Genomic DNA, 24,689 nt, shown 5'->3' on the forward strand with positions numbered 1-24,689 from the left:
TTTCGTCCCATTGCGTCCCCTAGAAGGGTGGTGTGTCTGATATTAGGCAAGACATTCGGGTCGGCGGAATGGTTGCACCGTTCCGGAGTTCGTCGGGCCGGGCTGTACAACGAGCGGCGGCTCGCTCGGGAACCCGCGGCGGACCCGGGACGTTCCACGAAGGACGGCTGCTGCTCACGGGGGCCGCACGCGTACCAGGGGGCGATGTGACGCGGTTGATCGTCGTAGGGGGCGGGATCGCCGGTGCCGGAGCGGCTCTTGCTCTGCACAAGGCCGGATTCGACGTCGCCGTGTACGAGGCGCACCCCGACTCCGCCGAGGACATCGGCGCCTTCCTCACCCTCGCGAGCAACGGCATGCGCGCCCTGGCACAGGTCGACGCCTCGGCGGCGGTCACCGCGATCGGGTTCCCGCTGACCTCGATGCGGGTCCTCGACGACACGGGCGCCGAGGTGGCCCAGGTACCGCTCGGCGAGGCAGCCACCCCGCACCTTCGGTACCGCTGCCTGCGGCGCGGCGACCTCAACGCCGCCCTGCAGGCCGAGGTCGAGCGCCGGGGCATCACCCTCCGGCACGGCGCCCGCCTCGCATCGGTCGAGGACGGCCCGGACGGCGTCACCGCCCACTTCACCGACGGCAGTACGGCCACTGGCGACCTCCTCATCGGGGCCGACGGCCTGAACTCCACCGTCCGCCGGATCGTCGCCCCCGAGGCGCGCCCGGGCTATGCCGGCCAGTACGTCTTCTACGGCTACACCGGCGCCGCACCCGGGCCCGGGGAGAGCGAGACCATCACCATGGTGCGCGGCAGCACCGTCGCCTTCGGGTACGCGGTGTCGCCCGAGGGGGAGACGTACTGGTTCGCGCGCGTCTCCGACGCACCCCTGGCCGCCGACGCCCTCGCGCACGGCACCCCCGCTCAGTGGCGCGACCTGCTGCTGCCGCTGCTCCGCAAGGACTCCACCCCCGCAGCGGACCTCGTCGCGGCCACCTCCGACCACCTCATGGTCACCAACGCCAACGAACTTGCCACCGGGACACCTTGGCGCTCCGCCCGGACCCTGCTCATCGGCGACGCTGCCCACGCCGCGTCTCCCGCCACCGGGCAGGGCGCCTCGATGGCGCTGGAGGACGCCGTCGTCCTCGCCAAGTCCCTGCGCGACGCGCCGGACACCGACGCCGCGCTCGACCTCTACGAGAGGCTCCGCCGCCCCCGGGTGGAACACAACATCACCGTCAGCGGCAACATCTCCCGCGGCGCCCACACCCCCTCCGGCCCCGGCCCCCGAGGCGCGAGTGCGAACCGGCCGGGCGACGACGAGCTCATACGCCACCTGGAGTGGGGCACCGACCTCTGGCAACTCGCGCCGTAAATCGACGCGGTAATCGATGGAGCGACCAACCGGCGCAACCCCGGAGCGCATCGGCCCCTCATACAGATCGAACCAGCCCGGGTTCGCGGAGAGGAGCGCCTGTTGGCCCGTCAGTTGTCCCGCCGCCAGTTCGTGGTCTACTCACTCGCGGCGACCACCCTGACCGTCGCGGCCCCGCTCGGCTGCGACGGCGCGACCGCGCAAGGCGCCGAGGAAACCGCGGACGGCGGCCGTAGGTCGTCCGACGTCCTGGTGACCGGCACCGACGGGGAGATGCTGGTCCTGGAGGTCACCCCGGCCAACAGGGTCGTCGTACGGTTGCCGCGCGTCGAGGTCGGCCAGGGCGTCACCACCGCCGTCGCCATGATGATCGCCGAGGAACTGGACGCCCGGCTCGCCGACGTGGACATCCCGCTCGCGGACGCCCGCAGCGAGGGCAACCAGTTCACCGGCGGCTCCAGTTCGGTCAGCTCGCTGTACGGACCGGCCCGGCAACTGGCCGCCACCGCCCGCGCCAAGCTCATCACCGCCGCCGCCCGGCGCTGGCACGTCCCCGCGCGGACCCTGCGCACCCGGGGAACCAGAGTCTTCGCCCCGGACGGACGCACCGCCACCTTCGGATCGCTCACCAAGAGCGCCGCACGGATCACCCGGCCCACCGTGTCGACCCAGCCCAAACCGGCGTCCCGGCATCAGGTGATCGGACGGCCGACGACCCGCATCGACGCCCGCGACATCATCACCGGCAAGGCGAAGTACACCGGAGACCTCACGGCGGCCGGAGCGAAGCCGACGGTGGTGGCCCGGCCGCCGACCATCGGCGGGAAGGTCATCTCGGTCGACTCCCGGGCCGCCCGCGCCATGCCCGGTGTCCACGCGGTCGTCCAGATCGACGGCGGTGTCGCCGTGGTCGCGGAGACCTTCCACCACGCCTTCCAGGCCAGGGACGCCCTCCGGATCACGTGGGCGCCGGGCCCACTGGCGGATCTCTCCGACGCCCAGATCCGCTCCCGGCTGCGCGCCGCGGTACCGAAGCTTCAGACCCCGCCGCGCGGATCCGCGCAGACCGAGGCCGAGTTCGAGTTCGCCTTCGTCAGCCACGCGCCGATGGAGGTGCTCACAGCGGTGGCGGACGTAGGCACCCAGCGGGCCGAGATCTGGTTCTCCTCCCAGACGCCGCAGTCGGCGCGCGAGGAGATCGCCTCGGCGACCGGCCTGCCGGTGTCGAAGGTCCGGGTCCATGTCCTGCGCGGCGGCGGCTCGTTCGGGCGCCGCCTGAACTACGACGCCGCGATCGAGGCGGCCCTGATCTCCAAGAAGGCACGCCGGCCGGTGAAGCTGATGTGGAGCCGGGCCGACGACATCCGGCACGGCAGAATGCGCCCGGCCACCCACCACCGGATCCGGGCCAGCCATGCCCAGGGCAGGGTGGTGGCCTTCGCCCACGCGACGGCCTCGGTCAACGAGTCCTTCGAGAAGCAGGGTCCGTCCGCTCAAGGCGGCGTGCGCTCCGCCGTACGCGCCCCCGCGGCGGCGCCCCTCCCCAGTGACAGCGGCCTCTACAACTTCGGCCGCCTCTCCGGCGACTCGGGCTCGGTCGACCTCGCGATCCCCCTGGGCGCCTGGCGCTCGGTGGACTCCGGCACCGTGCGCACCGCCGAGGAGATCGTCGTCGACGAGGTCGCCCGCAGCCTCGGCAAGGACCCGGTCGCCTTCCGCCGTACGACACTGCGGAGCAAGACCGTCAAGGCCGTACTGGACAAGGTCGCGAGCGCCGGGAAGTGGGGCCGGACCATGCCCCCGGGGCACGCCCAGGGCGTCGCCGTCCACGAGGAGTACGACTCCTGCGTGGCCTGCCTCGTCGAGATCGACGCCGTCGATCCGAAGAACCCCCGGGTGACCAAGGTCGTGATGGCGGCCGACGTAGGGACGGCCGTCAACCCGCGCGGCCTGGAGGCCCAGCTCATGGGCACGGCCGTCGACGGGATCTCCACCATCCTGCGGGCCGGCCTGCACATCGACCGCGGCGCCGTCCGCGAGAGCAGCTTCGCCGACTTCCACTACGCCCGCCAGCGGCACGCGCCCCAGCACTTCGAGGCGCACATCATGCCCTCCCGGCGCGACCCCGGCGGAGCCGGCGAACTCGGCGTCCCGGCCGCGTCCGGCGCCGTCGCCAACGCCTACGCCCGCGCGACCGGCACCAAGCCGCGCCGCTTCCCCCTCGACTTCTGAGTCACCTTCGACTGCTGAGCCATCTTCGAGAAGGTACCGATGCCCTCCTACTCCTTCACCCTCAACGGGAAGCGCGTCACCGTCGAGGCACCCGCCGACATGCCTCTGCTGTGGGTGCTGCGCGACCTGCTGAACGTCACCGGCCCCAAGTACGGCTGCGGCGTGGGCGCCTGCCGCGCCTGCACCAGCCATCTCGACGGCGACGAGATCCAGCCCTGCGTCGTCCCGGTCGCCGACTGCGCCGGCCGCAAGGTCACCACCATCGAGGGCCTGGCCGACGGCGACAAGCTCCACCCCGTCCAACAGGCCTGGCTCGACTGCGATGTCGCCCAGTGCGGCTTCTGCCAGCCGGGCCAGATCATGGCCACGGCCGCCCTCCTGAAGAAGACGCCCCGGCCGACGGACGCCGACATCGACCGGATCGAGAACGTCTGCCGCTGCGGCACCTACTCCAGGATCCGGGAGGCGATCAAGAAGGCGGCCGCCGACAGCTGACCGGCAGGCAGTCTTCAGTACGGCAGGCGGCCGCCGTACCCTGATCGCCGTGCACAACTCCTGCGAGGGCCCGGGCGCCACGGCGGCGCGGCTCACCGGGCTTGCGGTGACCGGCGAGCGACAGCTCTCCGGGGCACTCGCCGAGGTCACCCTCGACGGTGGCCGAGTGGTGATGGTCAAGCGCGGCGACGGCCCCCGCGCCGCACAGGCGGAGGCGGCGGGACTGCGCTGGCTGGCCGACGCCCACGCCGTCCGCATCCCGGCCGTGCACGGCCACGACGGGCAGTGGCTGGTCACCGACCGGGTGGCGACCGGCCCGCCCGGCGCCGACGCGGCGGAACACCTCGGCAGCGACCTGGCCGCCCTGCACGCGGCGGGCGCACCCGCGCTCGGCGCCCCACCTCCCGGCGGCCCGGAGGAGGCGTACATCGGGCTCGCCCCGATGCGCAACGTCACCGGCCCCGACTGGCCCCGCTGGTACGCCGAGTACCGGGTGCTGCCGTATCTGCGCCGTGCGGTCGACGACGGCACGGTCCGCAGCGCGGAGGCGCCCGTGATCGAGCGAGTCTGTGAGCGGCTCCCCGAACTGGCGGGGCCCGCCGAGCCGCCCGCCCGGCTGCACGGCGACCTCTGGAACGGCAACGTCCTGTGGGGCGCCGACGGGCACGCCTGGCTGATCGACCCGGCCGCGCACGGCGGCCACCGCGAGACCGACCTGGCGATGCTGCACCTCTTCGGCTGCCCCCACCTGGACCGGATCCTGGACGGCTACCAGCGGACGGCCCCCCTGGCCGAGGGCTGGGCCGACCGCATCGCCCTGCACCAGCTCTTCCCGCTCCTGGTGCACGCCGTACTCTTCGGCCGCGGCTACGCGGAACAGGCCCTCACGGCGGCCAGAGCGGCCTTGGCGAGGTGAACCCCGTACGAAGGATCACTGGCGGGCCGGCGCGTCGCCGCCGCGGCCCCGGGATGACCGAGGCCGCCCGTGCCGCCGGCGTCTCCCAGAAGACGGTGTCGCGGTCGTCAACGGCGAACCGCACGTCAGCCCGGAGGTGCGCGACCGCGTGCTCCGGGTCACTACGGGAGCTGGACCACCGCCCGAACAACACGGCGCGCACCCTGCTCCTCGGCCGCTACCGGCGTGATCTGAGCCCACGCCAGGCCCTGAACAGACCGCAGCCGACTTCCGCGACCAGACCGGCCCTAGGAGGAGCTCACCACGACCACCGCCATAGCCGGACCGCCCCGACGGCTGGGGCGCCCGTCAGGTCCGGGTCCATCGGGAACTCGCCGCGCTGGGAGGGGAGTTGGAGGGGGCGGGCGACCTGGTGGCGTCCCTCACCCCGGATGCCGATGTCGCCTTCCGCTACGACGGCCCCAGCAAATGGACGCTCCAGGCGCAGCCACCACTGGCCACGTCCGACGGGGCCGGACAAGCGGTCGTACGAGACCGTCTTCGACGCCTTCTACCGGGGCGCCTTCGACGCCGGCCTCCCCCCCCCCCGACGATGTGCGGCCCGCGCGTCTCCCCGACGCGGCCGGGGTGATGTACGACGAGTTCAGCAACCTGGACGCCCCGCTGCCCGTGACCGGCGCGGACGCCCTCGCCCTGCCGCCCGGGGCCCACGCCCTGCACTGGGCCGACGGCCTGCAGTCGCGGGGCGCCGAGGAGGTGGCGGCGTACGAGCACCCGCACTTCGGCCGCCGGCCCGCCGCCACCACGCACCGGCACGGCGCCGTACGTCGGCACCGTCCCGGACCCGGCCTTCGCCAAGGCCCTGCTCCAGTGGGCGACCCGGCCGACGGCACTTGGCGGCCCGGCCGCCCGGGCGTCACCTCGACCACGGCCACCTCGCGCGACGGCCGCCGGGTCCGCTTCCTCCTCAACTGGTACCGACGAAGTTCCCCTCGGGCGCTGGGATGTGAGGTCCCTTCAGGACGAGTGACTCAGTCGGTGCCGCGCACGGGGCGGCCCGTGAACGCGTCCAGCAGGATCCGGTCGCCGAGTGGGCGGTCCAGCTTGACCGTCACCTTCTTGGCGAGGAGTTGGAGAGTGCAGGGGCCGTCCGCCGTTCCGACGATGTGGCCGGACAGGACCACGCTGCCGTCTGTCTCCAGCACGTCCACGGCGGGGCCGTCGTCGCACGCCCCGTGGTGGGCCAGTACGGTGACGGACCGGCCGTCCGCGGCCACCTCGACCAGCTTGTTGAGTTCCCACAGATCGGCGCTGACCTGGTCGACCGGTCCGATGGGCGGCTTGGGCGGCTTCGAGGGGGTGAGGGCGACCTGCCTGAGTGGGGTGTCATAGCCCTTGAGGGTGAACAGCCAGACCGGGACGGTCGCCGGGCCGCGGCTGGTGGCCAGCGTCGTCTCGCTCAGCTTCGCCCCGGTCACGGTGAGACGCGGTGCGGGGGAGTCGTTGTTGTCCAGCTTCTCGTACGCCTCCCGCGCGCCCATGAGCGGCAGCGTGAGCGAGTCACCGTCCTGCCAGGTCACCTTCGCGTCCTTCTTCGGGGTCTCGGGGAGGTCGCCGCGCAGCACGAAGTTCTCGCTGATGTACGCCTCCTTGTCGGCCTCGTTGTGGAAGGCGTCCTCGGGCAGTCGCACCGGGTCCGCCATCGGGTAGTAGCCCTCGCGCCAGGTCTCGGCAGCCGGTGAACTGTCCCAGGCCTTGGCCACCTTGAGGGCGCGGGTCCTGGTGTCCGGCGCCGGTTCGGATTCGCCCGAGCCTGCCGAGCCCGAGCCCGAGCCCGAGCTCGCGCCGCAGCCGGCGGCGAGCAGACCGAGCGCGGTGAGCAACTGGACGGTGCGTGAGGTGGACGTGCGCATGGATCCCCCTGAACGGACGGCGACGGGCGCGGCAGCAGGGACGGTGCCGGGGCCGTCCCGACACTGTGACGCACGTAGAGCGCGCCGCGTTCGGTCACACCGGTGACTGGGTGCCGACGACGGCGAGCAGCTCCAGACCGGTCCCTACGGCTCGACCGGCGGCTATGTCGACGTCAACGGGCCGTTGCCCTGGTGACCTCCGGCCGTCGACGCTCTCGTGCCCCTCTCAGATGACGGCGTCGGCGCGCAGGGCCTCGATCTCCACGCCGGTGCGGCCGAGTTCGGTGAGGATGGCCTCGGTGTGCTCGCCCACCGCCGGCACCGGCTCCATGCGGGCGGGCAGTCCCGCGAGGTCGGCCGGCGGCAGCAGGGCCTGTACCGTCGCGCCACCGGGCACCGCCACGTCACGCCAGCGGTCGCGGCCGGCGAGGACCGGGTGGTCCAGGAACGCGGCGACGTCGTTGACCCCGGCGCAGGCGATGTTGACGGACTCCAGGTCCTTGAGGATCTCCTCGGCGCCGGAACGGGAGCACCGCTCGGCGACGACGGCGTTGAGCTCGTCGCGGTGGGCCACGCGGGCGGAGCTCGTGGCGAAGCGTGGGTCGTCGGTCAGCTCGGGCCGACCGAGGAACTCCGCGCACAGGACGGCCCACTCGCGCTCGTTCTGGATGGAGAACAGCACTTGACCGCCGTCGGCGGCCGTGAAGGCGCCGTACGGCGCGAGGGTGGGGTGCTGGGTGCCCAGCCGCGGGGGCTGGCCGCCGCCGTACCGCGTGTAGTAGGCGGGCTGGCCCATCCACTCCGCCAGCGCCTCGAACAGGGAGACCTCCACGGGGTGGGCCGTACCCGTGGTTGCGCGCGTGAACAGGGCGGTGAGGATGCCGCTGTAGGCGTACATCCCGGCAGCGATGTCGGCGACGGAGATACCGACCCGCGCGGTCTCGTCGGGCGTCCCGGTCAGCGACACCAGGCCCGTCTGGCACTGCACCAGCAGGTCGTACGACTTCCGGTCGGCCCACGGCCCGGACGTGCCGTACCCGGAGATCGTGCACGGGATCAGCCGCGGCCACCGCTCGCCGAGCGCCTCGGCGCCCAGCCCGAGGCGGTCGGCGGCGCCCGGCGCCAGGTTCTGTACGAACACGTCGGCGCCGTCGAGGAGTTGGTGCAGGATCTCGCGGCCCCGGGGATCCTTGACGTCCAGTGTGAGGGACTCCTTGGACCGGTTGAGCCACACGAAATAGCTGGAGTGACCGTGCACCGTCGTGTCGTACCGGCGGGCGAAGTCGCCACCCCCGGGCCGCTCGATCTTGATCACGCGCGCCCCGAGGTCGGCGAGCTGCCGGGTGGCGTACGGGGCGGCCACGGCCTGCTCCAGGCTGACGACGGTGATGCCGGACAGGGGAAGGTGTGGCGCGCTCATAGGGGCCATGTGTACGGGCACAACGGAGATCGCGTCAATGGGCGCAGGTGAGTGCGTGCAGGTGAGTGCGTCTCTTGCGCATGCGGGTTGTGCCCGGGGTGCGCGACCTCAGGCGGGGACGCGGAGCGTCTCCACGGCCCGGACCAGCGGGGCCAGTTCGGGGTTCTTCGCGGCTTCGTCGAGGGCTTGGCGCAGGGCCGTGTCGTTGGTGGGGCGGGCTTCTTCGAGGAGGTTGAGGCCTGCTTCGGTGACGTCGGTGTAGATGCCGCGGCGGTCGGTGGGGCAGAGGTAGCGGGAGAGCAGGCCGCGGTCTTCCAGGCGGGTGACGAGGCGGGTGGTGGCGCTCTGGCTGAGGACGACGGCGTCGGCGACCTGCTTCATCTGCAGATGTCCGCCCTCGCCGTCGTGCTGGCGGCTGAGCACGTCGAGCAGGGAGTACTCGCGCACGCTCAGGTCGTGCCCGCTCTGCAGGGCGCGCTCGATGTGCGCCTCGATCCTCCCGTGCAGCAGGGAGAGGGCGCACCAGCCCTGGGCGAGCGCGGTGAGCGCGGGGTCCGTGGCGGTCATGGCGCCGGTGTCCTCCGTCCCGAGGTGAATGACATCCAGGATAGGCCATACGTGAAATTTCCAGCGAATGCGTGTAGAGCGCGTCTGCAAGCACTGCGGGATACTCCGCGAAAGCGAAGCTTCATGAAACTCCGTGGTCGTCGCGCTCGCGGCGTGGGTATCGTCCCCTCCCATGATCAGCCCGCGCCCGACCACCACCTTGTGGCGGCCCATCGGCCCCGAAGAGCTGGACCTGGTTCGCGCACTCGACTGGCGTGCCTGGCCGCCGCGGTTGCCCGAGCAGCCGATCTTCTACCCGGTGCTCAACGAGGACTACGCGGTGAAGATCGCCCGGGACTGGAACGTCAAGCACGACGGAGCCGGCTTCGTGACCCGCTTCGACGTCGAGTCGGAGTTCCTGCGCCGGTACCCCGTCCAGCAGGCGGGCGGCGAGACAATCCTCGAGCTGTGGGTGCCGGCCGAGGAGCTCGACGAGTTCAACGCCCACATCGTCGGCACGATCGAGGTCGTGCACGAGTTCCGGTGACGGTGGCCATCCCCTTTGAGGCCCCTTGAGGCCACCCCCTGAGGTCGCGGCCTGCCCTAGGGCCGCGCCAGGTGCCGCATCGCCAGCGCCAGCCCCAGCCTGAACCGGCCCTGCGGAGTGCGCAGCGGCCAGCCCAGCAGGTGCTCGGCGTGCGCCAGCCGCTCCTGGAGGGTGGAGTGGTGGACGTTGATCTCGGCCGCCGCCGCCCGCAGGCTCACCGTCGAGGCGACGGCGTGCAGCGTGGCGAGCAGCCAGGGCGCGGCCGCCGCGGCCCCCTCCAGGGCCTGTACGTCCGGTGGCGGCTCGGCGCCCGGTAGGACCAGTTGGGCGAGGAGGGCGACATCGCCCAGCTCGTCCGCGTGCACGACGCCCGGACCAGGGTCCTGCGCGGTGCCCTCGGCCGTGAACCGGAGGGCGATGCGGGCCTGCGACCAGGAGCGTGGCAGGTCGAGCACCGGGACGGCGGGGCCCACCCCCACGCGGCCGGCGGGCGGCTCGGCGTCCGGGAGGGCGGGGACGACGCGGGGGCGGCCCTCCAGCGGGGCCAGGACACGGGCCGGAGCGGCGGGGTCGAGCCCCAGGTGGCGGGCCGCGTGCAGCCGGGCCGCTTCCGGTGCTGTGGCGTCGAGGACGGTCTCGACCAGCGCGGGATCATCGGCCGGCGCCCGCCCGCGCGTCCGGTCGAGAACGAGCCGTATCGCCCCGGCGGCCCGCTCCAGGATCACCGCGTCGACGACGCTCGGCTCCGCCTCCTGAGCCCGCTCCAGCCACAGCGCCGGAGCACCGCCCGGCGTCAGCGCGGCGGAGGGCCAGGCGGCATCCGGCGCCACCTCGTTCTCGCGCCGCGTCCCGTCGGTCTCGACCCGGACATGCACTCGCCGGTCCGCGTCCACCAGCCGCGCCGGTACCCCGGCCAGCACGGCGGCACCGCGCACCAGCGACTCCAGCCCGGCCCGCGACTCGGCGAGCCGATCGAAGTACGCGATGACCCGGACGGCGGCACCGGCATCCGGATCCAACGCGGTCAGACGTCCGGCCAGCTCTTTCATAGGCCCATGGTGCGGTATGGGGTCAACCGGTGGGGAGCCCGCGTCCGGTCGGCGGATGTACATCCGCTTCCAAGCGCCGGACAGGACGCCCCACCCACGGGGCGCGGGGCCCTGTCGATATGCGGCTCCGCCGCGTGGGCGCGACAAGCCACCTACCACCCGCACCCGCGTCCGCACCGGTGCCCGCACCCGTCAAGCCGCAGAACCTGGCAGTCGAGCGGGCGCCATGCAGCACCCCGCCGTTTCAGCTGCCCAGCAGCCTCTTCAGCCACGCCAGATGCGCCGCCCGGCACGCCTGTGACAGCGCCGCCTGAGGTGCGAAGCCGTCGAAACCGTGGAAGCCGCCGGGCCACACGTGCAGCTCGGCCACCCCGCCGGCCTGCCACAGCCGGGAGGCGTAGGCGACGACCTCGTCGCGGAAGGTCTCCGCCGAGCCGACGTCCAGGAAGGCAGGGGGCAGCCCGGACAGGTCCTCGGCGCGAGCCGGCGCCGCGTACGCCGGCACGTCGGGGCCACCACGGCGTTCGCCGAGCAGCGCCGTCCAGCCGGTCTCATTGGCCGTACGGTCCCAGATGCCGAGGCCCGCCATCTGGTGCACGGACGGCGTGTCGTTGCGGTCGTCCAGCATCGGGCACATCAGCACCTGGCCGATCAGCTCCGGGCCCCCGCGGTCCCGGGTCAGCAGCGCCAGCGCCGCGGACAGCCCGCCGCCCGCGCTGGCACCGGCGACGACGATCCGCTGCGGGTCGCCATCGAGCTCGGCGGCGTGCTTCGCCGTCCACTCCAGACCGGCGTACACGTCCTCGATCTGCGCCGGGTACGGGTCCTCGGGCGCGAGCCGGTACTCCACGGACACCACGACCGCGTCCAGCTCCTTCGCCCAGGCCAGGGGCACGTCGACACCGACGCGGTTGTTGCCGATGACCAGGCCGCCGCCGTGCACGTGGTAGATCACCGGCCGCGGACCCGCCTCCGCCGGAGCGGCCGGCCGGCAGATCAGCAGGGAGATCTCCGGCGCGCCCGCGGGACCCGGCACCACCCTGTCCTCGATCTCGAAGAAGCCGTCCATGGTCAGATCCAGCTGGGCCAGCATCTGGATCCCCGGACCCTGGCGGATGTCGGCTATCTCGTCCATCGTGAGGCCGGGCGAGATCATGTCCCTGATGAGCTCCAGGGCGGCGGCGAGCTCGGGATCGAACGGGGGCGGGACCTGGGTCATGGCTTCTCCTCACATGGGGGCACGTGGATGCCCGGCGGCTCTGTCGTCATGGTCCACGCACCGGCCCCGACCGGGGGGCCGCCGTTCGGCGGAACCTGCCCGCCGTACGGCGGGTGGCACCTGAGTGACCTGGAGCTTGCCATGACATGACCCGCTGTTCACCTGCCGTAGGTGGAAGTCATCGCCAGCGGCGACAACGCTGTCAAGGCCCCACCTGCACCAGGAGTACTACCAGTGAACGTCTCCCTCTCCGTCTGGCTGCTGACGATCGTCGCCCTGTGCGCGCTCGTCGCCGTGGACTTCTTCATCGGTCGCAAACCCCACGATGTCTCCGTCCGGGAGGCGGGGACGTGGACGGTCGTCTGGGTCGTCCTGGCCTGTCTGTTCGGCCTCGGCCTGTTCGTCTACGGGGGCGGCAAGCCGACGGGCGAGTTCTTCGCCGGGTACATCACCGAGAAGTCGCTCAGTGTCGACAACCTCTTCGTCTTCGTCCTGATCATGGGGAAGTTCGCGGTTCCCTCGCAGTACCAGCAGCGCGTACTGATGGTCGGCGTGATCATGGCCCTCGTGCTGCGCGCCGGTTTCATCGCGGCCGGCGCGGCGATCATCTCCACGTTCTCCTGGGTGTTCTACCTCTTCGGCGCCTTCCTGATCTGGACCGCCTGGAAGCTGGTCCAGGACGCCCGCAAGGACGAGCACGAGGAGGAGTACCAGGAGAACAAGCTGCTGAAGATGGCGGAGGAACGCTTCGGCGTGGCCGACCGCTACCACGGCACCAAGCTGTTCATCACCGAGAACGGCAAGCGGATCATGACCCCGATGCTGGTCGTGATGCTCGCGATCGGCTCCACCGACGTCCTGTTCGCGCTGGACTCCATCCCCGCCATCTACGGCCTGACCCAGGACCCGTACATCGTCTTCACCGCCAACGCCTTCGCCCTGATGGGTCTCAGGCAGCTGTACTTCCTCATCGGCGGCCTGCTGAAGAAACTGGTCCACCTCAGCTACGGCCTGTCGATCATCCTCGGCTTCATCGGCGTCAAGCTGGTGCTGCACGCGCTGCACGAGTCCGGTGTCCACGTCCCCGAGATCAGCATCCCCTTCTCGCTCGGCTTCATCGTGCTCGTCCTGGCGGTCACGACGTTGACCAGCCTGCGCGCTTCGAAGAAGCAGGAGCAGGCAGCGGCCGAACGCGTGTGAGCACATGGCGGGCGAGCGCCACGCCGGTGAGCGCCGCGACCAGCACGCACACACCGGTCCACCCGAAGTGGCCGTAGGCGCGGGCGCCCAGCCAGGAGCCGGCCGTGCCACCGAGGTAGGCGCAGGTCATGTACGCGGTGTTGAGGCGGCTGCGGGCATTCGCGCCGAGGCCGTAGATCCGCACCTGGTTGGCGACCATCCCGCACTGCATGCCGATGTCGAGCAGCAGCGTGCCCCCGACCAGCGCGGTCAGCCCGGGCGCGCCGCCCCGGCCGCCGAACGCCAGCACCGCCGACACACCGACCACGACGAAGCACCACAGGTTGACCCGGTCCGGGCCCCGGCGGTCCACCAGCCGGCCCGCGACCGGCGTGCACAGCATCGTCGCGGCATTGACGAGGGCCAGCAGCCCGGCCGCCGTCGCGCCCATGCCGTACGCCGGGCCGGTGAGCAGCAGCGCCACCCCGGTCCACACCGCGCAGAACCCGGCGAACACCGATGCCTGGTACAGGCAGGAGCGGCGCAGCTCGGGCTCGGTGCGCAGCAGTCGCAGCGGTGCGGCCAGCAGGGCCGGGTAGGGTGCCGCGGCGGCCCGGGGCAGTGCGGGCAGCAGGCGGGCCAACAGAGCGGCGACCGTGAGGGAGAGCGCGGCGGCGAGGACGTACGGCGCCCGCCAGCCCAGCCGGTCGCCGAGGGCGCCGCCCACCGCGCGGGACAGCAGCATGCCGGCGAGGGCGCCGCTGAGCAGGGTGCCGCTGACGACGCCGCGCCGCCCGGCGGGCACCATACCGGCCGCCAGCGGGCCGGCGAGCGGGGCGATCACCGTGGCCGTGCCGACGAGGGCGCTCGCGACGACCAGCGGCATCAGCGCCTGCGCCGTACTCGCGGCGAGCAGGGCGAGCCCGGTCGAGGTGAGGAGGGTGACGAGCAGTCGGCGGGGGCGCAGCCGGTCGCCGAGCGGGACGAGCAGGAAGATGCCGGCCGCGTAGCCGAACTGGGTCGCGGTGACCACCGTGGCGGCCGCGTCGGGGGAGACTCCCAGCCCCGAGGCCACCAACGGGCCGATCGCCTGCGGAAAGTAGACATTGCCCACGGCGACGCCGCACGCGAAGGTGAGCAGTGTGATCGCGAAGGTGGTCCGCCGGTGGTGGTGATCCGTCATAGCCTGAAGTCCACGGCGGCGACGGCCGGTTGCCAAAGGATGTAGCCCGGGGCTTAATGATCAGCTTCCTGCTCGACGTCGACGACCTCGCGGACACCCGGTTCGCGATCTCTCCGCTGCGTGAGGTCATGGGCAGCCTGCGGGCCCTGCGCGCCCCCGCCCTCTTTCCCCTGCACACCTCGTGGCGCCGCTCGGTGCTCGATCGTCTCGACCCCGCCGACGCCCGGCTGCTGCGGGCCCTGGTGGGCCAGAACCTCACCCTGCCCGACTTCCTGACCCCGCGCCCGACGACCTTCGCGCCCGCGCTGGAGGACCAGCTCGCCGTCGTACGGGCGACGCCACCGGATCTCGCACGACGCGACCTGCTCACGACCCACGCCCCGCACCCCCTCCCGGACGCCCTGCGGCAGATCACCGCACCCGGCGACGCCCCCGTGGCGGAGCTGCTGGAAGAGCTGTGCGAACTCCTGCTCAGGTACTGGGAGTTGGCCATGCGGCAGGACTGGCCACGGATGCGGCTGGTACTGGAGGCCGACATCACCCACCGCGCCCGGCAGCTGGCCACGGGCGGCGCCCACCTGCTCTTCTCCGACCTGCACCGCAACGTGCGCTGGCGCGACGGCGTCCTGCGCGTCGACCAGATGATCGGCCGGCACGAGGTGGACGGATCGGGGCGCGGGCTGCGCCTGGTGCCGTCCCTGTTCGCCCACAAACCCGCGCCCCCGGTCAGTGCCGAGGAACCCCCGATGCTCGCCTATCCCAGCCGGGGCGCCGCGACCCTGTGGGAGCCGGAGACCGAGCCCGACACCTCCGCCCTCACCGCACTGCTCGGCGCACCCCGCACCACCGTCCTGCGGCTGCTCGCCGAACCGCTGCCCACGGTCGAGGTCGCCCGCCGCCTCGGCGTGACGCCCAGCGCGGTCTCCCAGCACCTGAAGGTGCTGCACGCGACGGGACTCGTCACCCGGGCCCGTGACGGACGGCGGGTGCTGTACCGGCGTACCGCACTCGGGGACCAGCTCGTCGGCCGGACTTGACTTGACTTCGAGAGCGCTCGAAGTTCTAGCGTCGTCAGGGTCGGTGCAAGGTCTCGGTGAACGGAGACAGGACATGCGGGTCGGCGTGCACATCAATCGGTTCGACCATCCCGGAGGAGGCCCCGCGCTCGGTTCCGAACTCGCCGCCGCGGGCGCCGCCGCCGAGGCGGCCGGCGTGAGCTGGCTGTCGGTGATGGACCACTACTTCCAGATGGAGTTCAACGACCGGGCCGAGGACCCGATGCTGGAGGCCTACACGACCCTCGGCTACCTCGCCGCCCACACCTCCACGGTCCGCCTCGGCGCCCTGGTGACCGGCGTGACCTACCGCCACCCAGGCCTGCTCGCCAAGATCGTCACCTCGCTCGACGTGCTGTCCGGCGGCCGGGCCGTCCTCGGGATCGGCGCCGCCTGGTACGACCGGGAGCACGAGGGGCTCGGCGTGCCGTACCCGCCGGTCGCCGAGCGCTTCGAGCGGCTGGAGGAGACCCTGCGGATCTGCCTGCAGATGTGGGACCCGGAGGACGACGGCCCGTTCGAGGGCGCGCACTACCGGCTGGCCGAGACCCTGTGTGTGCCCGCGCCGGTGAGCGCCCCGCGCCCCGAGATCATGATCGGCGGGGGCGGGGAGAAGAAGACGCTCCGGCTGGTGGCCCGCTACGGCGACGCCTGCAACCTGTTCACCACCTCTCCCGAAGAGGTCAGGCACAAGCTCGACGTGCTGCGCGGTCACTGCGACACCGAGGGGCGCGACTACGACGAGATCCGCAAGACCGTCCTCTACATGGGCGAGGCGCCCGCCGAGGGCGACCTCGACGCCTTCACCCGGGACATCGCGGACTACACGAAGCTCGGCATCGACACGGTGATCCTCGGCCCACGCACCGGCGAACCGGCGGCGTTCATCGAGGGCTTCGCGGCTCCCGCCGTGCAGCGGCTGGCCGGGCTCGACTGAGCCGCGCAGCTCATCGGCATGGTGTGCTCGACCGGGTGTCGGCGTCGGCCGGGCGGCTGCGCGAGACGATCCGCATCCCGCGGGCGTCGACCATCCGGACCTGCAACGAGCCGCAGCCGCACCGCGTCCACACCGTGCTGCCCGCCGCGGTGCTGTGCCGGGAGACCACCTGGAAGGGCTCGGCCCCGTCGGGCCACCCGCAGTGCGGGCAGACGGTACCGGTCGTGCTGGTCATGGCGACTCCTCGTACCTCGTGGCTGGTTGATCGTCGCGACACAACCAAGGGTGCGGTGCGCGCTTCGTACACGTCCAGGTTGACTTTCCGGATCTGACCTTGAAGCGTGGCCTTCATGATTGACCTGCGCCGACTGCATGTCCTCCGGGCGGTCGCCCACTACGGCACGGTCACCGCGGCCGCCCGCGCGCTGCACTTCACGCCCTCCGCCGCCTCCCAGCAGATCCGGCAGCTGGCCCGCGATCTCGGCGTCGACCTGCTGGAACCGCAGGGCCGTGGGGTGCGCCTCACCGCGGCCGCCGAGAGTCTGCTCGCGCACGCGGACGCGATCCAGGCCCGCTGGGAGGCGGCCGAAATCGACCTGCGCGCCGAGTACAGCGCCCCCGCCGGACAGCTGCGCGTCAGCGGCTTTCCCATGGCCGTGTCGGTGCTGCTGGCGCCGATGGCCGTACGGCTGCGGGAGCGGCATCCGCGGCTGACCGTACGGATCCAGGAGACGGGGGTGCCGGAGAGCTTCGACCTGCTCTTCGAGGGGGAGGCCGACCTGGCCGTGGTCGAGGTCACCCCGCACAACCCGCCGCTGAGCGACGTGCGCTTCGACCAGCAGCCGCTGCTGGACGACCCGTACGACCTCGTCGTCCCCGACGACCATCCGCTGGCCGCACGCGGGCGCGTCGACCTCGCGGAGGCGGCACACGAGGACTGGATCGCGCCGGTGCCGGAGAGTGCCTGTCGCCCGCACGTGATGTCGGCGTGCGGGGCGGCGGGGTTCACCCCCGACGTGATCCATCACGCGCTGGACTGGAACGTCACCGCGCATCTGGTCGCTCACCGGCTCGGCGTCGCCCTGATCCCACGGCTGGCCCAGCTGACGCCCCACCTGCCGATCACCCGGGTGCGCTGTGCGGGCGACCCGCATCGCAAGGTACTCACCTGCACACGCCGAGGCTGCCGGGAACGCCCTGCGGTGAAGGCGGCGCTGGGGGAGCTGCGGGAGCTTGCGGTCACGGCGGTTGCGTGACGCGAAGCGGTGGCTGGGCGAGCGGCGGGGTGCTTGGCGTAAGCGGTGGCTGGGCGAGCGGCGAGTGCATGGCGTGCAGCGGGCCCTGGCGTGCAGCCGTGGCCGGGCATGAATCGGGTTGCCCGGCGTGCAGCGGCGGATGGGCATGAAGGGGGTGCCCGGCCTGAAGCGATGGCCCGGTGCGAAGCCGTGGCCTGGCATGACGAGAGGCCGGAGCTCTGGGCTCCGGCCTCCGGCCTCGTGGGGAGGGGCCTTCGGTCAGGCGGCGGCCGCCTGGCCCGCGTGCCCGTGGACGTGGGCGATGACCTCGGTCAGCTGGGCGGCGACCTCGGCGTCGTCGACCGGGTGCGTCTCGGCGAAGCGGGTCACCGAGCCGGGGATCGACAGCTTGACGTCCTCCAGCACCTTGCCGCCGGCGATGCCCACCGACTTACGGGTCTCGTCCTGCGCCCACACGCCACCGAACTGACCGAAGGCGGTGCCGACCACGGCGACCGGCTTGCCACCGAAGGCACCGGCGCCGTACGGGCGGGACAGCCAGTCGATGGCGTTCTTCAGCACGGCCGGGATGGTGCCGTTGTACTCGGGGGAGAAGAACAGGAACCCGTCGGAGGCCAGCGCGGCCTCGCGCAGCTTGGTGGCGGCGGCGGGGACGCTGCCCTCGACGTCGATGTCCTCGTTGTAGAACGGGACGTCGGCCAGGCCCTCGAAGAGCACGACCTCAGCGCCCTCGGGAGCGAGCTTGACGCCCGCCTCGGCGAGCTGACGGTTGTGCGAACCGGCGCGAAGGCTGCCGACGAGCGCGAGGATGCGAACAGACATGCGAACTCCAAGGATGCTGAAACACTGCGGTTACGATCCGGACCGAGGTCCGCTTACGTTTCTAGCACCTAACCGGACCGCGGTCCAGTTTCATTCCCGATGCTTTACGCTGGCTTCATGTCCGCTGCCCTGCCCCCCTTCCCGCAGCCGCAGGAGCCCATCGACAAGGCTCAGCTGCTGGAGGTCGGTCCCGCCGCCGACGAGCCCTGCCTGCGCGCCGACGCGGCCCGCAACCGCGCCCGGCTGCTGGAGGCCGCCGCCCGGCTGATCGCGGAGCACGGCGCTGCCGGGGTCACCATGGAGGCGGTGGCCGCGGAGGCCGGCGTGGGCAAGGGGACCGTCTTCCGCCGCTTCGGCGACCGCACCGGCCTGCTGACGGCGTTGCTGGACCACTCCGCGAGGAAACTGCAGGCCGATTTCCTCGGCGGGCCGCCGCCGCTGGGCCCCGGGGCACCGCCGGTCGAGCGGCTGCGGGCGTTCGGCGTGGCGGTGCTGTACCGCGCGGCCGAGCAGCTGGACCTGCAACTGGCCGCCCAGCCGGAGCCGACCCGCCGCTACTCCCATCCCTCGGTGCGGGCGCTGCACACACATGTCACGGTGCTGCTGCGCCAGATCGCCCCGGGCGCCGACTGCGATCTCCTCGCCCAGACTCTCTTGGCGTACCTCGACCCCGCCCTGATCAACCACCTGACCAGGCAGTGCGGTATGCCCATGGAGCGGCTGGAGAAGGGCTGGCTCGACCTGGTCGACCGCGTGACCCGCACCGGGGCGTGAACGCCGGGAGACCCTCACCCGGGCCCCGCTCACAGGTTCTGCAAAGATGCCGTACGTCATGGTGCAGATACCGAAAACGCCCGCGCCCGCTCTCCCCGCACAGCGCTCGGTACCCACGAGCGCCGATGTGGCCCGCCTCGCCGGCGTCTCGCGCGCGACCGTCTCCTACGTCCTGAACAACACCAGCGCCGTCCGGATCAGCGAACCCACGCGCCGCCGCGTCCACGAGGCCGCGAAGGAACTCGGCTACGTCCCGCACGCGGCCGCCCGCAGCCTGCGCGCCGGGCACAGTCGCATGGTCCTGATGCCCGCGCCCAGCTTCCCCGTCGGCCCGCTCTACAGCAGTTTCCTCAGCGATCTCCAGCTGGCGCTCGGCCGCCTCGACTACACGGTCGTGCAGCACGGCAGCGTCGGCCTGCACAGCGACGAGGCCGCCCGCGCCTGGGCCGAGCTGCGCCCCGTCGCCGTCCTGGTGTCGGGCTCCGGCCTCGGCCCGAAAGGCGTGACGGTGCTCAACCGCTCCGGCGCCCGGGCCGTGGTCTCGCTCGGCCCCGAGTCCGTCGAGGGCGCCCACGCCCTGCTGATGGACTACGAGGCCGTGGGCCACTGCGCGGGCCGCCACCTGTACGACCGCGGTCGGCGCAGGATCGGCGTCGTCGTGCCCGAGGAGGACGGCCTGGAGTCCTTCTCCGCGCCCCGCCTCGAAGGTGTGCGCCGGGCCCTGCGCGGCACGGACGCCACCGTGACCGAGCTGCCCCTCGCCTACGCGGAGGAGTCCGCCGCGCGGCTGGCCGCCCGCTGGCGCGCCCTCGGCCTCGACGCCGTGTTCGCCTACAACGACGAGTACGCGATGCTGCTGATGCGCGCCCTGCAGGACGAGGGCGTCCGCGTCCCCGCCGACACAGCCGTCATCGGCGCCGACGACCTGATGCTCGGACGGCTGCTGCGGCCTAGGCTGAGCACCGTGCACATCGAGCTGCCGTCCGGTCGCGAGCTCGCGGAACTGGTCGACCGCGCGGTGCGCAACCCCGGCGCCGCACCCGAGACGCACAAGGTGCTGGGAGCGACGGTGGTGCACCGCGAATCCAGCTGAACCCAGGGGAGGCGGGACATGCGCACGACCGTCGGCATCATCGGGGGCGGCCCCGCCGGACTGCTGCTCGCCCGCCTGCTGCACCGCGCCGGCATCGACTGTGTCGTCCTGGAGAGCCGCACGCGGGAGTACGTCGAGCAGCGCCAGCGGGCCGGGATGCTGGAGCAGGGCACCGTCGACGCGTTGCGCGAGGCCGGCGCCGCCGAGCGGCTGACGGCCGAAGGCCTGGTGCACCAGGGCATCGAGCTGCGCTTCGACCGGGAACGCCACCACATCGACTTCCCCGCCCTCACCGGCGGCCGTACGGTGACGATCTACGCCCAGACCGAGATCGTGAAGGACCTCGTCGCGCTGCAACTCGCCGACGGGCCACCGCTGTTGTTCGAGGCCGAGGCGCTCGCTGTCGAGAAGCCGGAGAGCGCGACGCCCGTCGTACGGTTCCTGCACGAGGGCCGTGAGCAGACGCTGACCTGCGAGTGGGTGGCCGGCTGCGACGGCTTCCACGGCATCTCCCGCGACGCGTTCCCGGCCGAGGTGGGCCGCTCGTACGGGCACGAGTATCCGTACTCCTGGCTCGGGGTCCTGGCCGAAGTGCCGCCGTCCTGCGACGAGTTGATCTACGCACGCGGCGAAGGCGGCTTCGCGCTGCACAGCATGCGCTCGGCCTCGGTCTCCCGGCTCTATCTCCAGGTCCCCAACCACACCGACCCCGACGACTGGCACGACGACCGCATCTGGGACGAACTCGCCGCGCGCTTCGCCATCGACGCCGACTGGACCCTGCACCGCGGCCCCATCACCGCCAAGTCCGTGACGACGATGCGCAGTTACGTCCACGAGCCGATGCGTCACGGCCGGCTGCTGCTCGCCGGGGACGCCGCCCACATCGTCCCGCCGACGGGCGCCAAGGGGCTCAACCTCGCCGTCTCGGACGTACGGGTCCTGGCCCGCGGGTTGATCGAGCTGCACCGCACAGGGAACACACAGCTCCTGGACAGATACTCCGAGTTGTGTCTTCAACGTGTGTGGCAGGCGAGCCGTTTCTCGGATGACATGACTAAGATGTTGCACGCTCAACCAGACGGGGATGCGTTCGACCAGCGGATGCAGCTCGCACGTCTGCGTCGGATCACCGCATCCCGCCACGCGCCCGCCGAACTGGCGGCGAACTACTCGGGACTTCCGCTCCCCCTTGAGTCCCGCCGGTGATCGAACGGAGAGTCGCAATGCCGTTGCTCGACCCGAAGACCTGGCAGTCCAGCTCCCTGTCGGGAGATGAGTACGCCATCACCGAGCCCGCCACCGGCGACACGCTCGGCACCGTCACCCTGGCCGGCGCCGAGGACGTCGGAACGGCCGCGGAGGCCGCCCGCGCCGCCCAGGCCGAGTGGGCACGCCTCCCGCACTTCGTGCGCGCCTCAGTGCTGCGCAAGGCCGGCGACCTGTTCGCGGCACACGCCGACGAGCTGCGCGAGTGGCTCGTCCGCGAGTCCGGGTCGATCCCCGGCAAGGCCGACTTCGAACTGCACGTCGCCGCCCAGGAGTGCTACGAGCCCGCCGCCCTCGCCTCCCGCCCGGCCGGGCAGGTCCTGCCCAGCGAGGCGCCCCGGCTGTCGTACACGCGCCGGGTCCCCGTCGGCGTCGTCGGCGTGATCTCCCCGTTCAACGCCCCGCTGATCCTCTCCATCCGCTCCGTCGCCCCGGCCCTCGCGCTCGGCAACGCGGTCGTGCTGAAGCCGGACCCGCGCACGGCGGTGTGCGGCGGTCTGTCGCTGGCCGCGGTCTTCGCGGAGGCCGGTCTGCCCGAGGGGCTGCTGCACATCCTGCCGGGCGGTCCGGAGGTGGGCCAGGCGCTGGTCGCCGACCCGCGCGTGCCCGTCATCTCCTTCACCGGGTCCACCGCCGCGGGCCGGGCCGTCGGCGAGGCCGCCGGGCGTCATCTCAAGCGCGCGCACCTGGAGTTGGGCGGCAACTCCGCCCTGGTCGTGCTGGAGGACGCCGACATCGACGCGGTGATCTCCACGGCCGCCTGGGGGTCCTTCTTCCACCAGGGCCAGATCTGTATGACGACCGGCCGCCACCTCGTCCATCAGTCCCTGTACGAGGAGTACGTCGAACGGCTCGCGGCCAAGGCCGACTCCCTCGCCGTCGGTGACCCGCACCGCGCCGAGGTCCACCTCGGCCCGCTCATCGACTCGGGCCAGCTGGGCAAGGTGCACGGCCTGGTGGAGGCCAGCACGTCCCGGGGCGCCAAGCTCGCCGCGGGCGGCACCCACGACCAGCTCTTCTACCGGCCGACCGTGCTCGCCGGCGTCGACGACCAGACCCCCGCCTACGCCGAGGAGGTCTTCGGTCCCGTCGCGCCCGTACGCCCCTTCGCGACCGCCGACGAGGCCGCCGCCCTCGCCGCGGCCGGCTCCTACGGCCTCTCCCTGGGCATCGTCACCGGGGACGCCGCTCGGGGTCTCGACCTGGCCGAGCGGATCCCGACCGGCATCGTGCACATCAACGACCAGACCGTCAACGACGAGGCCGTCGCGCCCTTCGGTGGCATCGCCGCCTCCGGCACCGGGGCCCGGTTCGGCGGTGAATCCAACCTGGAGGCGTTCACCGACGTGCGCTGGACGACGGTGCGCGGCGACGTGGCGGCGTACCCCTTCTAGACCGGGGGCCTACTCGCCGTTCTGCTCGGCCTGCGCCTGCTGAGCGGCCACGGCCTGGCGGACCTCGTCCATGTCGAGCCCCCGGGCCTGCCCGATGACGTCCTTCAGGGCGGCCTCGGGCAGCGCCCCGGGCTGCGCGAACACGGCGACCCGGTCACGGACGATCATCAGCGTCGGAATCGACTGGATACCGAAGGCGGCGGCCAGCTCCGGCTGCGCCTCGGTGTCGACCTTGCCGAACACAAGATCAGGGTTCTCCTCGGCCGCCTTCTCGTAGACCGGGGCGAACTGACGGCACGGCCCGCACCAGGACGCCCAGAAGTCGATCAGGACGAACTCATTGTCCGTGACCGTCTCATCGAAGTTCTCCTTGGTGAGCTCCACGGTGCTGCTCATGGCGTATTCCCTCTTCCTGGTGTCGGGGCGAAGCCGTCGGCGACAACACGACCGTACGGCTGCGTATTCCGTCGTATTTCCGCGCGCTTACCCGTGTGGCCAGGGCGCACACCACCCGTAAGACTGACCTCATGACGGAAACGGATTCCATCGCATACGACGTCGTGGTGCTCGGGGCCGGGCCCGTGGGGGAGAACGTCGCCGACCGCACCCGTGCGGCCGGGCTCTCCACCGCGGTCGTGGAGAGCGAGCTGGTCGGCGGCGAATGCTCGTACTGGGCGTGCATGCCCAGCAAGGCGCTGCTGCGACCGGTCATCGCCCGGGCGGACGCCCGCCGCCTGCCGGGCCTCAGCCAGTCCGTACAAGGCCCCCTCGACACGGCCGCGGTCCTCGCCCGGCGCGACGAGTACACCTCGCACTGGAAGGACGACGGCCAGGTCCGGTGGCTGGACGGCATCGGCGCCGACCTCCACCGCGGCCACGGCCGCCTCACCGCGCCCCGCACGGTGGAGGTGACCGGCTCCGACGGCGTACGGCAGGTCCTGACCGCCCGGCACGCCGTGGTCGTCTGCACCGGCAGCGGCGCCCAGCTGCCCGACCTGCCCACACTCGCCGAGGTCGAGCCGTGGACCAGCCGCGAGGCCACCAGCGCGAAGGCCGCTCCCGGCCGCCTGGTCGTGGTCGGCGGCGGCGTGGTCGCCACCGAGATGGCCACCGCCTGGCAGGCCCTCGGCTCCCGGGTCACGCTCCTGGTCCGCGGCAAGGGCCTGCTGTCCCGCATGGAGCCCTTCGCCGGCGAACTGGTCGCCGAGGCGCTCACCGAGGCGGGCGTCGACGTCCGCACCGGCACCTCCGTCGAGGCGGTGACACGGGAGCACGGCACGGTCGTGGTCGTCACCGACGGCGGCGACCGCATCGAGGCCGACGAGATCCTCTTCGCCACCGGCCGTGTCCCGCGCACCGCCGACATCGGCCTGGAAACCATCGGCCTGGAACCCGGCTCCTGGCTGGAGGTCGACGACAGCCTCCGTGTCACCGGCAGCGAATGGCTCTACGCGGTCGGCGACGTCAACCACCGCGCCCTCCTCACCCACCAGGGCAAGTACCAGGCCCGTATCGCGGGCGCGGCCATCGCCGCCCGCGCCTCCGGCGTGCCCCTCCTGGAGTCCGACCCCTGGGGCGCCCACGCCGCCACCGCCGACCACGCCGCCGTCCCCCAGGTCGTCTTCACCGACCCCGAGGCCGCCGCCGTGGGGCTCTCCCTGGCGGAGGCCGAACAGGCCGGCCACCGCGTGCGCGCCGTGGACGTCGAGATGTCCTCGGTCGCCGGTGCGGGCCTGTACGCCGAGGGCTACCGCGGCCGCGCCCGCATGGTCGTCGACCTGGAACGCGAGATCCTCCTCGGCCTCACCTTCGTCGGCGCCGGCGTCGGCGAACTCATCCACTCGGCGAGCATCGCCGTCGCCGGCCAGGTACCGATCAGCAGGCTGTGGCACGCGGTTCCGTCGTATCCGACGATCAGCGAGGTGTGGTTGCGGCTGCTGGAGTCGTACCGCGACAACTGACGTCGTCGGCGGGGGAGTTGCTGGCGGGCGCGACCGTCGGGACATCACCGGTCGCG

The 24,689-nt window shown here is 72.3% G+C and carries 24 protein-coding genes; 14 read left to right on the plus strand and 10 right to left on the minus strand.

From position 1 onward, the window contains the following. The first annotated feature begins 206 nt into the window (after positions 1 to 206). The 4 genes from AB5J49_RS43615 (at position 207) to AB5J49_RS43630 (ending at position 5,016) form a co-directional block, all read left to right on the plus strand. Complete coding sequence (locus AB5J49_RS43615) at positions 207 to 1,373, plus strand: FAD-dependent oxidoreductase (RefSeq protein WP_369174414.1); 1,167 nt, start codon at positions 207 to 209, stop codon at positions 1,371 to 1,373. A gap of 132 nt (positions 1,374 to 1,505) precedes the next feature. After that, on the plus strand, positions 1,506 to 3,605 hold the full coding sequence (locus AB5J49_RS43620; protein WP_369175447.1) for a molybdopterin cofactor-binding domain-containing protein: 2,100 nt from the start codon (positions 1,506 to 1,508) through the stop codon (positions 3,603 to 3,605). Between the two features lie 39 nt (positions 3,606 to 3,644). Beyond that, positions 3,645 to 4,100, plus strand: coding sequence for a (2Fe-2S)-binding protein (locus AB5J49_RS43625; protein ID WP_369174415.1), 456 nt, complete (start codon positions 3,645 to 3,647; stop codon positions 4,098 to 4,100). A gap of 49 nt (positions 4,101 to 4,149) precedes the next feature. Further along, positions 4,150 to 5,016, plus strand: a complete 867-nt coding sequence (locus AB5J49_RS43630; RefSeq protein WP_369174416.1) for a fructosamine kinase family protein — start codon at positions 4,150 to 4,152, stop codon at positions 5,014 to 5,016. Between the two features lie 298 nt (positions 5,017 to 5,314). On the opposite strand, the gene AB5J49_RS43635 is transcribed toward AB5J49_RS43630, so the two are convergent. The 4 genes from AB5J49_RS43635 to AB5J49_RS43650 all read right to left on the minus strand — a co-directional run bounded on the left by AB5J49_RS43635 (position 5,315) and on the right by AB5J49_RS43650 (position 8,916). Further along, positions 5,315 to 5,536, minus strand: a complete 222-nt coding sequence (locus AB5J49_RS43635) for a hypothetical protein (RefSeq protein ID WP_369174417.1) — start codon at positions 5,534 to 5,536, stop codon at positions 5,315 to 5,317. 511 nt (positions 5,537 to 6,047) lie between these two features. After that, positions 6,048 to 6,929 carry a hypothetical protein gene (locus AB5J49_RS43640; RefSeq protein ID WP_369174418.1) on the minus strand — a complete coding sequence of 294 codons (882 nt, stop codon included), beginning with the start codon at positions 6,927 to 6,929 and terminating at the stop codon, positions 6,048 to 6,050. A gap of 226 nt (positions 6,930 to 7,155) precedes the next feature. Beyond that, positions 7,156 to 8,349, minus strand: a complete 1,194-nt coding sequence (locus AB5J49_RS43645; RefSeq protein WP_369174419.1) for a CaiB/BaiF CoA transferase family protein — start codon at positions 8,347 to 8,349, stop codon at positions 7,156 to 7,158. Between the two features lie 108 nt (positions 8,350 to 8,457). Beyond that, entirely contained in the window at positions 8,458 to 8,916 is a 459-nt protein-coding gene (locus AB5J49_RS43650) for a MarR family winged helix-turn-helix transcriptional regulator (protein ID WP_369174420.1), read from the minus strand. 172 nt (positions 8,917 to 9,088) lie between these two features. Between AB5J49_RS43650 and AB5J49_RS43655 the strand changes: the two genes are divergently transcribed. Then, positions 9,089 to 9,442 carry a hypothetical protein gene (locus tag AB5J49_RS43655; RefSeq protein WP_369174421.1) on the plus strand — a complete coding sequence of 118 codons (354 nt, stop codon included), beginning with the start codon at positions 9,089 to 9,091 and terminating at the stop codon, positions 9,440 to 9,442. Positions 9,443 to 9,498: 56 nt separating this feature from the next. On the opposite strand, the gene AB5J49_RS43660 is transcribed toward AB5J49_RS43655, so the two are convergent. Continuing rightward, complete coding sequence (locus tag AB5J49_RS43660; RefSeq protein WP_369174422.1) at positions 9,499 to 10,491, minus strand: helix-turn-helix domain-containing protein; 993 nt, start codon at positions 10,489 to 10,491, stop codon at positions 9,499 to 9,501. A gap of 244 nt (positions 10,492 to 10,735) precedes the next feature. Further along, positions 10,736 to 11,710: an alpha/beta hydrolase gene (locus tag AB5J49_RS43665; RefSeq protein WP_369174423.1), complete on the minus strand. Its 975-nt coding sequence runs from the start codon at positions 11,708 to 11,710 to the stop codon at positions 10,736 to 10,738. A gap of 234 nt (positions 11,711 to 11,944) precedes the next feature. Between AB5J49_RS43665 and AB5J49_RS43670 the strand changes: the two genes are divergently transcribed. Then, a complete protein-coding gene (locus tag AB5J49_RS43670) occupies positions 11,945 to 12,910 on the plus strand; it encodes a TerC family protein (RefSeq protein WP_369174424.1) in 966 nt (321 codons plus the stop codon). Here AB5J49_RS43670 and AB5J49_RS43675 read toward each other — a convergent pair. After that, positions 12,846 to 14,072: an MFS transporter gene (locus AB5J49_RS43675; protein ID WP_369174425.1), complete on the minus strand. Its 1,227-nt coding sequence runs from the start codon at positions 14,070 to 14,072 to the stop codon at positions 12,846 to 12,848. The two genes, AB5J49_RS43670 and AB5J49_RS43675, sit on opposite strands and share 65 nt — an antisense overlap. Before the next feature lie 56 nt (positions 14,073 to 14,128). On the opposite strand from AB5J49_RS43675, the gene AB5J49_RS43680 reads away from it, so the two are divergent. Both AB5J49_RS43680 and AB5J49_RS43685 read left to right on the plus strand, forming a co-directional pair. Next, positions 14,129 to 15,109, plus strand: coding sequence for an ArsR/SmtB family transcription factor (locus AB5J49_RS43680; RefSeq protein WP_369174426.1), 981 nt, complete (start codon positions 14,129 to 14,131; stop codon positions 15,107 to 15,109). 73 nt (positions 15,110 to 15,182) lie between these two features. Further along, positions 15,183 to 16,064 carry an LLM class F420-dependent oxidoreductase gene (locus tag AB5J49_RS43685; protein WP_369174427.1) on the plus strand — a complete coding sequence of 294 codons (882 nt, stop codon included), beginning with the start codon at positions 15,183 to 15,185 and terminating at the stop codon, positions 16,062 to 16,064. 10 nt (positions 16,065 to 16,074) lie between these two features. Here AB5J49_RS43685 and AB5J49_RS43690 read toward each other — a convergent pair whose 3' ends face one another. After that, positions 16,075 to 16,299 carry a hypothetical protein gene (locus AB5J49_RS43690; RefSeq protein ID WP_369174428.1) on the minus strand — a complete coding sequence of 75 codons (225 nt, stop codon included), beginning with the start codon at positions 16,297 to 16,299 and terminating at the stop codon, positions 16,075 to 16,077. A 115-nt stretch (positions 16,300 to 16,414) separates the two neighbouring features. On the opposite strand from AB5J49_RS43690, the gene AB5J49_RS43695 reads away from it, so the two are divergent. Continuing rightward, positions 16,415 to 17,320 (plus strand): LysR family transcriptional regulator, encoded by a 906-nt coding sequence (locus AB5J49_RS43695; protein WP_369175448.1) that lies wholly within the window; start codon positions 16,415 to 16,417, stop codon positions 17,318 to 17,320. 258 nt (positions 17,321 to 17,578) lie between these two features. On the opposite strand, the gene AB5J49_RS43700 is transcribed toward AB5J49_RS43695, so the two are convergent. Next, positions 17,579 to 18,142: an NADPH-dependent FMN reductase gene (locus AB5J49_RS43700; RefSeq protein WP_369174429.1), complete on the minus strand. Its 564-nt coding sequence runs from the start codon at positions 18,140 to 18,142 to the stop codon at positions 17,579 to 17,581. Between the two features lie 99 nt (positions 18,143 to 18,241). Between AB5J49_RS43700 and AB5J49_RS43705 the strand changes: the two genes are divergently transcribed. The 4 genes from AB5J49_RS43705 to AB5J49_RS43720 are packed head-to-tail and all read left to right on the plus strand — an operon-like array spanning position 18,242 to position 22,672. Further along, a complete protein-coding gene (locus tag AB5J49_RS43705) occupies positions 18,242 to 18,916 on the plus strand; it encodes a TetR/AcrR family transcriptional regulator (protein WP_369174430.1) in 675 nt (224 codons plus the stop codon). A gap of 46 nt (positions 18,917 to 18,962) precedes the next feature. After that, entirely contained in the window at positions 18,963 to 20,009 is a 1,047-nt protein-coding gene (locus AB5J49_RS43710; protein ID WP_369174431.1) for a LacI family DNA-binding transcriptional regulator, read from the plus strand. Between the two features lie 18 nt (positions 20,010 to 20,027). Then, positions 20,028 to 21,218, plus strand: coding sequence for a 4-hydroxybenzoate 3-monooxygenase (locus AB5J49_RS43715; RefSeq protein WP_369174432.1), 1,191 nt, complete (start codon positions 20,028 to 20,030; stop codon positions 21,216 to 21,218). 17 nt (positions 21,219 to 21,235) lie between these two features. Continuing rightward, positions 21,236 to 22,672: an aldehyde dehydrogenase family protein gene (locus AB5J49_RS43720; RefSeq protein WP_369174433.1), complete on the plus strand. Its 1,437-nt coding sequence runs from the start codon at positions 21,236 to 21,238 to the stop codon at positions 22,670 to 22,672. A gap of 9 nt (positions 22,673 to 22,681) precedes the next feature. Here the strand turns inward: AB5J49_RS43720 and trxA are convergent, their stop codons facing one another. Continuing rightward, entirely contained in the window at positions 22,682 to 23,068 is a 387-nt protein-coding gene (trxA, locus tag AB5J49_RS43725) for a thioredoxin (RefSeq protein WP_369174434.1), read from the minus strand. Positions 23,069 to 23,199: 131 nt separating this feature from the next. On the opposite strand from trxA, the gene AB5J49_RS43730 reads away from it, so the two are divergent. Next, a complete protein-coding gene (locus tag AB5J49_RS43730) occupies positions 23,200 to 24,633 on the plus strand; it encodes an NAD(P)/FAD-dependent oxidoreductase (protein WP_369174435.1) in 1,434 nt (477 codons plus the stop codon). Positions 24,634 to 24,689: the final 56 nt, after the last annotated feature.

Source organism: Streptomyces sp. R28 (genome assembly GCF_041052385.1).
Classification (GTDB): Bacteria; Actinomycetota; Actinomycetes; order Streptomycetales; family Streptomycetaceae; genus Streptomyces.

Bases quoted from the DNA above. Each gene is read 5' to 3' on its own strand.
- AB5J49_RS43625 (WP_369174415.1), top strand. From the start codon at position 3,645: ATGCCCTCCTACTCCTTCACCCTCAACGGGAAGCGCGTCACCGTCGAG.
- AB5J49_RS43640 (WP_369174418.1), bottom strand. From the start codon at position 6,929: ATGCGCACGTCCACCTCACGCACCGTCCAGTTGCTCACCGCGCTCGGT.
- AB5J49_RS43645 (WP_369174419.1), bottom strand. From the start codon at position 8,349: ATGAGCGCGCCACACCTTCCCCTGTCCGGCATCACCGTCGTCAGCCTG.
- AB5J49_RS43650 (WP_369174420.1), bottom strand. From the start codon at position 8,916: ATGACCGCCACGGACCCCGCGCTCACCGCGCTCGCCCAGGGCTGGTGC.
- AB5J49_RS43655 (WP_369174421.1), top strand. From the start codon at position 9,089: ATGATCAGCCCGCGCCCGACCACCACCTTGTGGCGGCCCATCGGCCCC.
- AB5J49_RS43660 (WP_369174422.1), bottom strand. From the start codon at position 10,491: ATGAAAGAGCTGGCCGGACGTCTGACCGCGTTGGATCCGGATGCCGGT.
- AB5J49_RS43665 (WP_369174423.1), bottom strand. From the start codon at position 11,710: ATGACCCAGGTCCCGCCCCCGTTCGATCCCGAGCTCGCCGCCGCCCTG.
- AB5J49_RS43675 (WP_369174425.1), bottom strand. From the start codon at position 14,072: ATGACGGATCACCACCACCGGCGGACCACCTTCGCGATCACACTGCTC.
- AB5J49_RS43680 (WP_369174426.1), top strand. From the start codon at position 14,129: ATGATCAGCTTCCTGCTCGACGTCGACGACCTCGCGGACACCCGGTTC.
- AB5J49_RS43685 (WP_369174427.1), top strand. From the start codon at position 15,183: ATGCGGGTCGGCGTGCACATCAATCGGTTCGACCATCCCGGAGGAGGC.
- AB5J49_RS43690 (WP_369174428.1), bottom strand. From the start codon at position 16,299: ATGACCAGCACGACCGGTACCGTCTGCCCGCACTGCGGGTGGCCCGAC.
- AB5J49_RS43695 (WP_369175448.1), top strand. From the start codon at position 16,415: ATGATTGACCTGCGCCGACTGCATGTCCTCCGGGCGGTCGCCCACTAC.
- AB5J49_RS43700 (WP_369174429.1), bottom strand. From the start codon at position 18,142: ATGTCTGTTCGCATCCTCGCGCTCGTCGGCAGCCTTCGCGCCGGTTCG.
- AB5J49_RS43705 (WP_369174430.1), top strand. From the start codon at position 18,242: ATGCTTTACGCTGGCTTCATGTCCGCTGCCCTGCCCCCCTTCCCGCAG.
- AB5J49_RS43710 (WP_369174431.1), top strand. From the start codon at position 18,963: ATGCCGTACGTCATGGTGCAGATACCGAAAACGCCCGCGCCCGCTCTC.
- AB5J49_RS43715 (WP_369174432.1), top strand. From the start codon at position 20,028: ATGCGCACGACCGTCGGCATCATCGGGGGCGGCCCCGCCGGACTGCTG.
- AB5J49_RS43720 (WP_369174433.1), top strand. From the start codon at position 21,236: ATGCCGTTGCTCGACCCGAAGACCTGGCAGTCCAGCTCCCTGTCGGGA.
- trxA (WP_369174434.1), bottom strand. From the start codon at position 23,068: ATGAGCAGCACCGTGGAGCTCACCAAGGAGAACTTCGATGAGACGGTC.
- AB5J49_RS43730 (WP_369174435.1), top strand. From the start codon at position 23,200: ATGACGGAAACGGATTCCATCGCATACGACGTCGTGGTGCTCGGGGCC.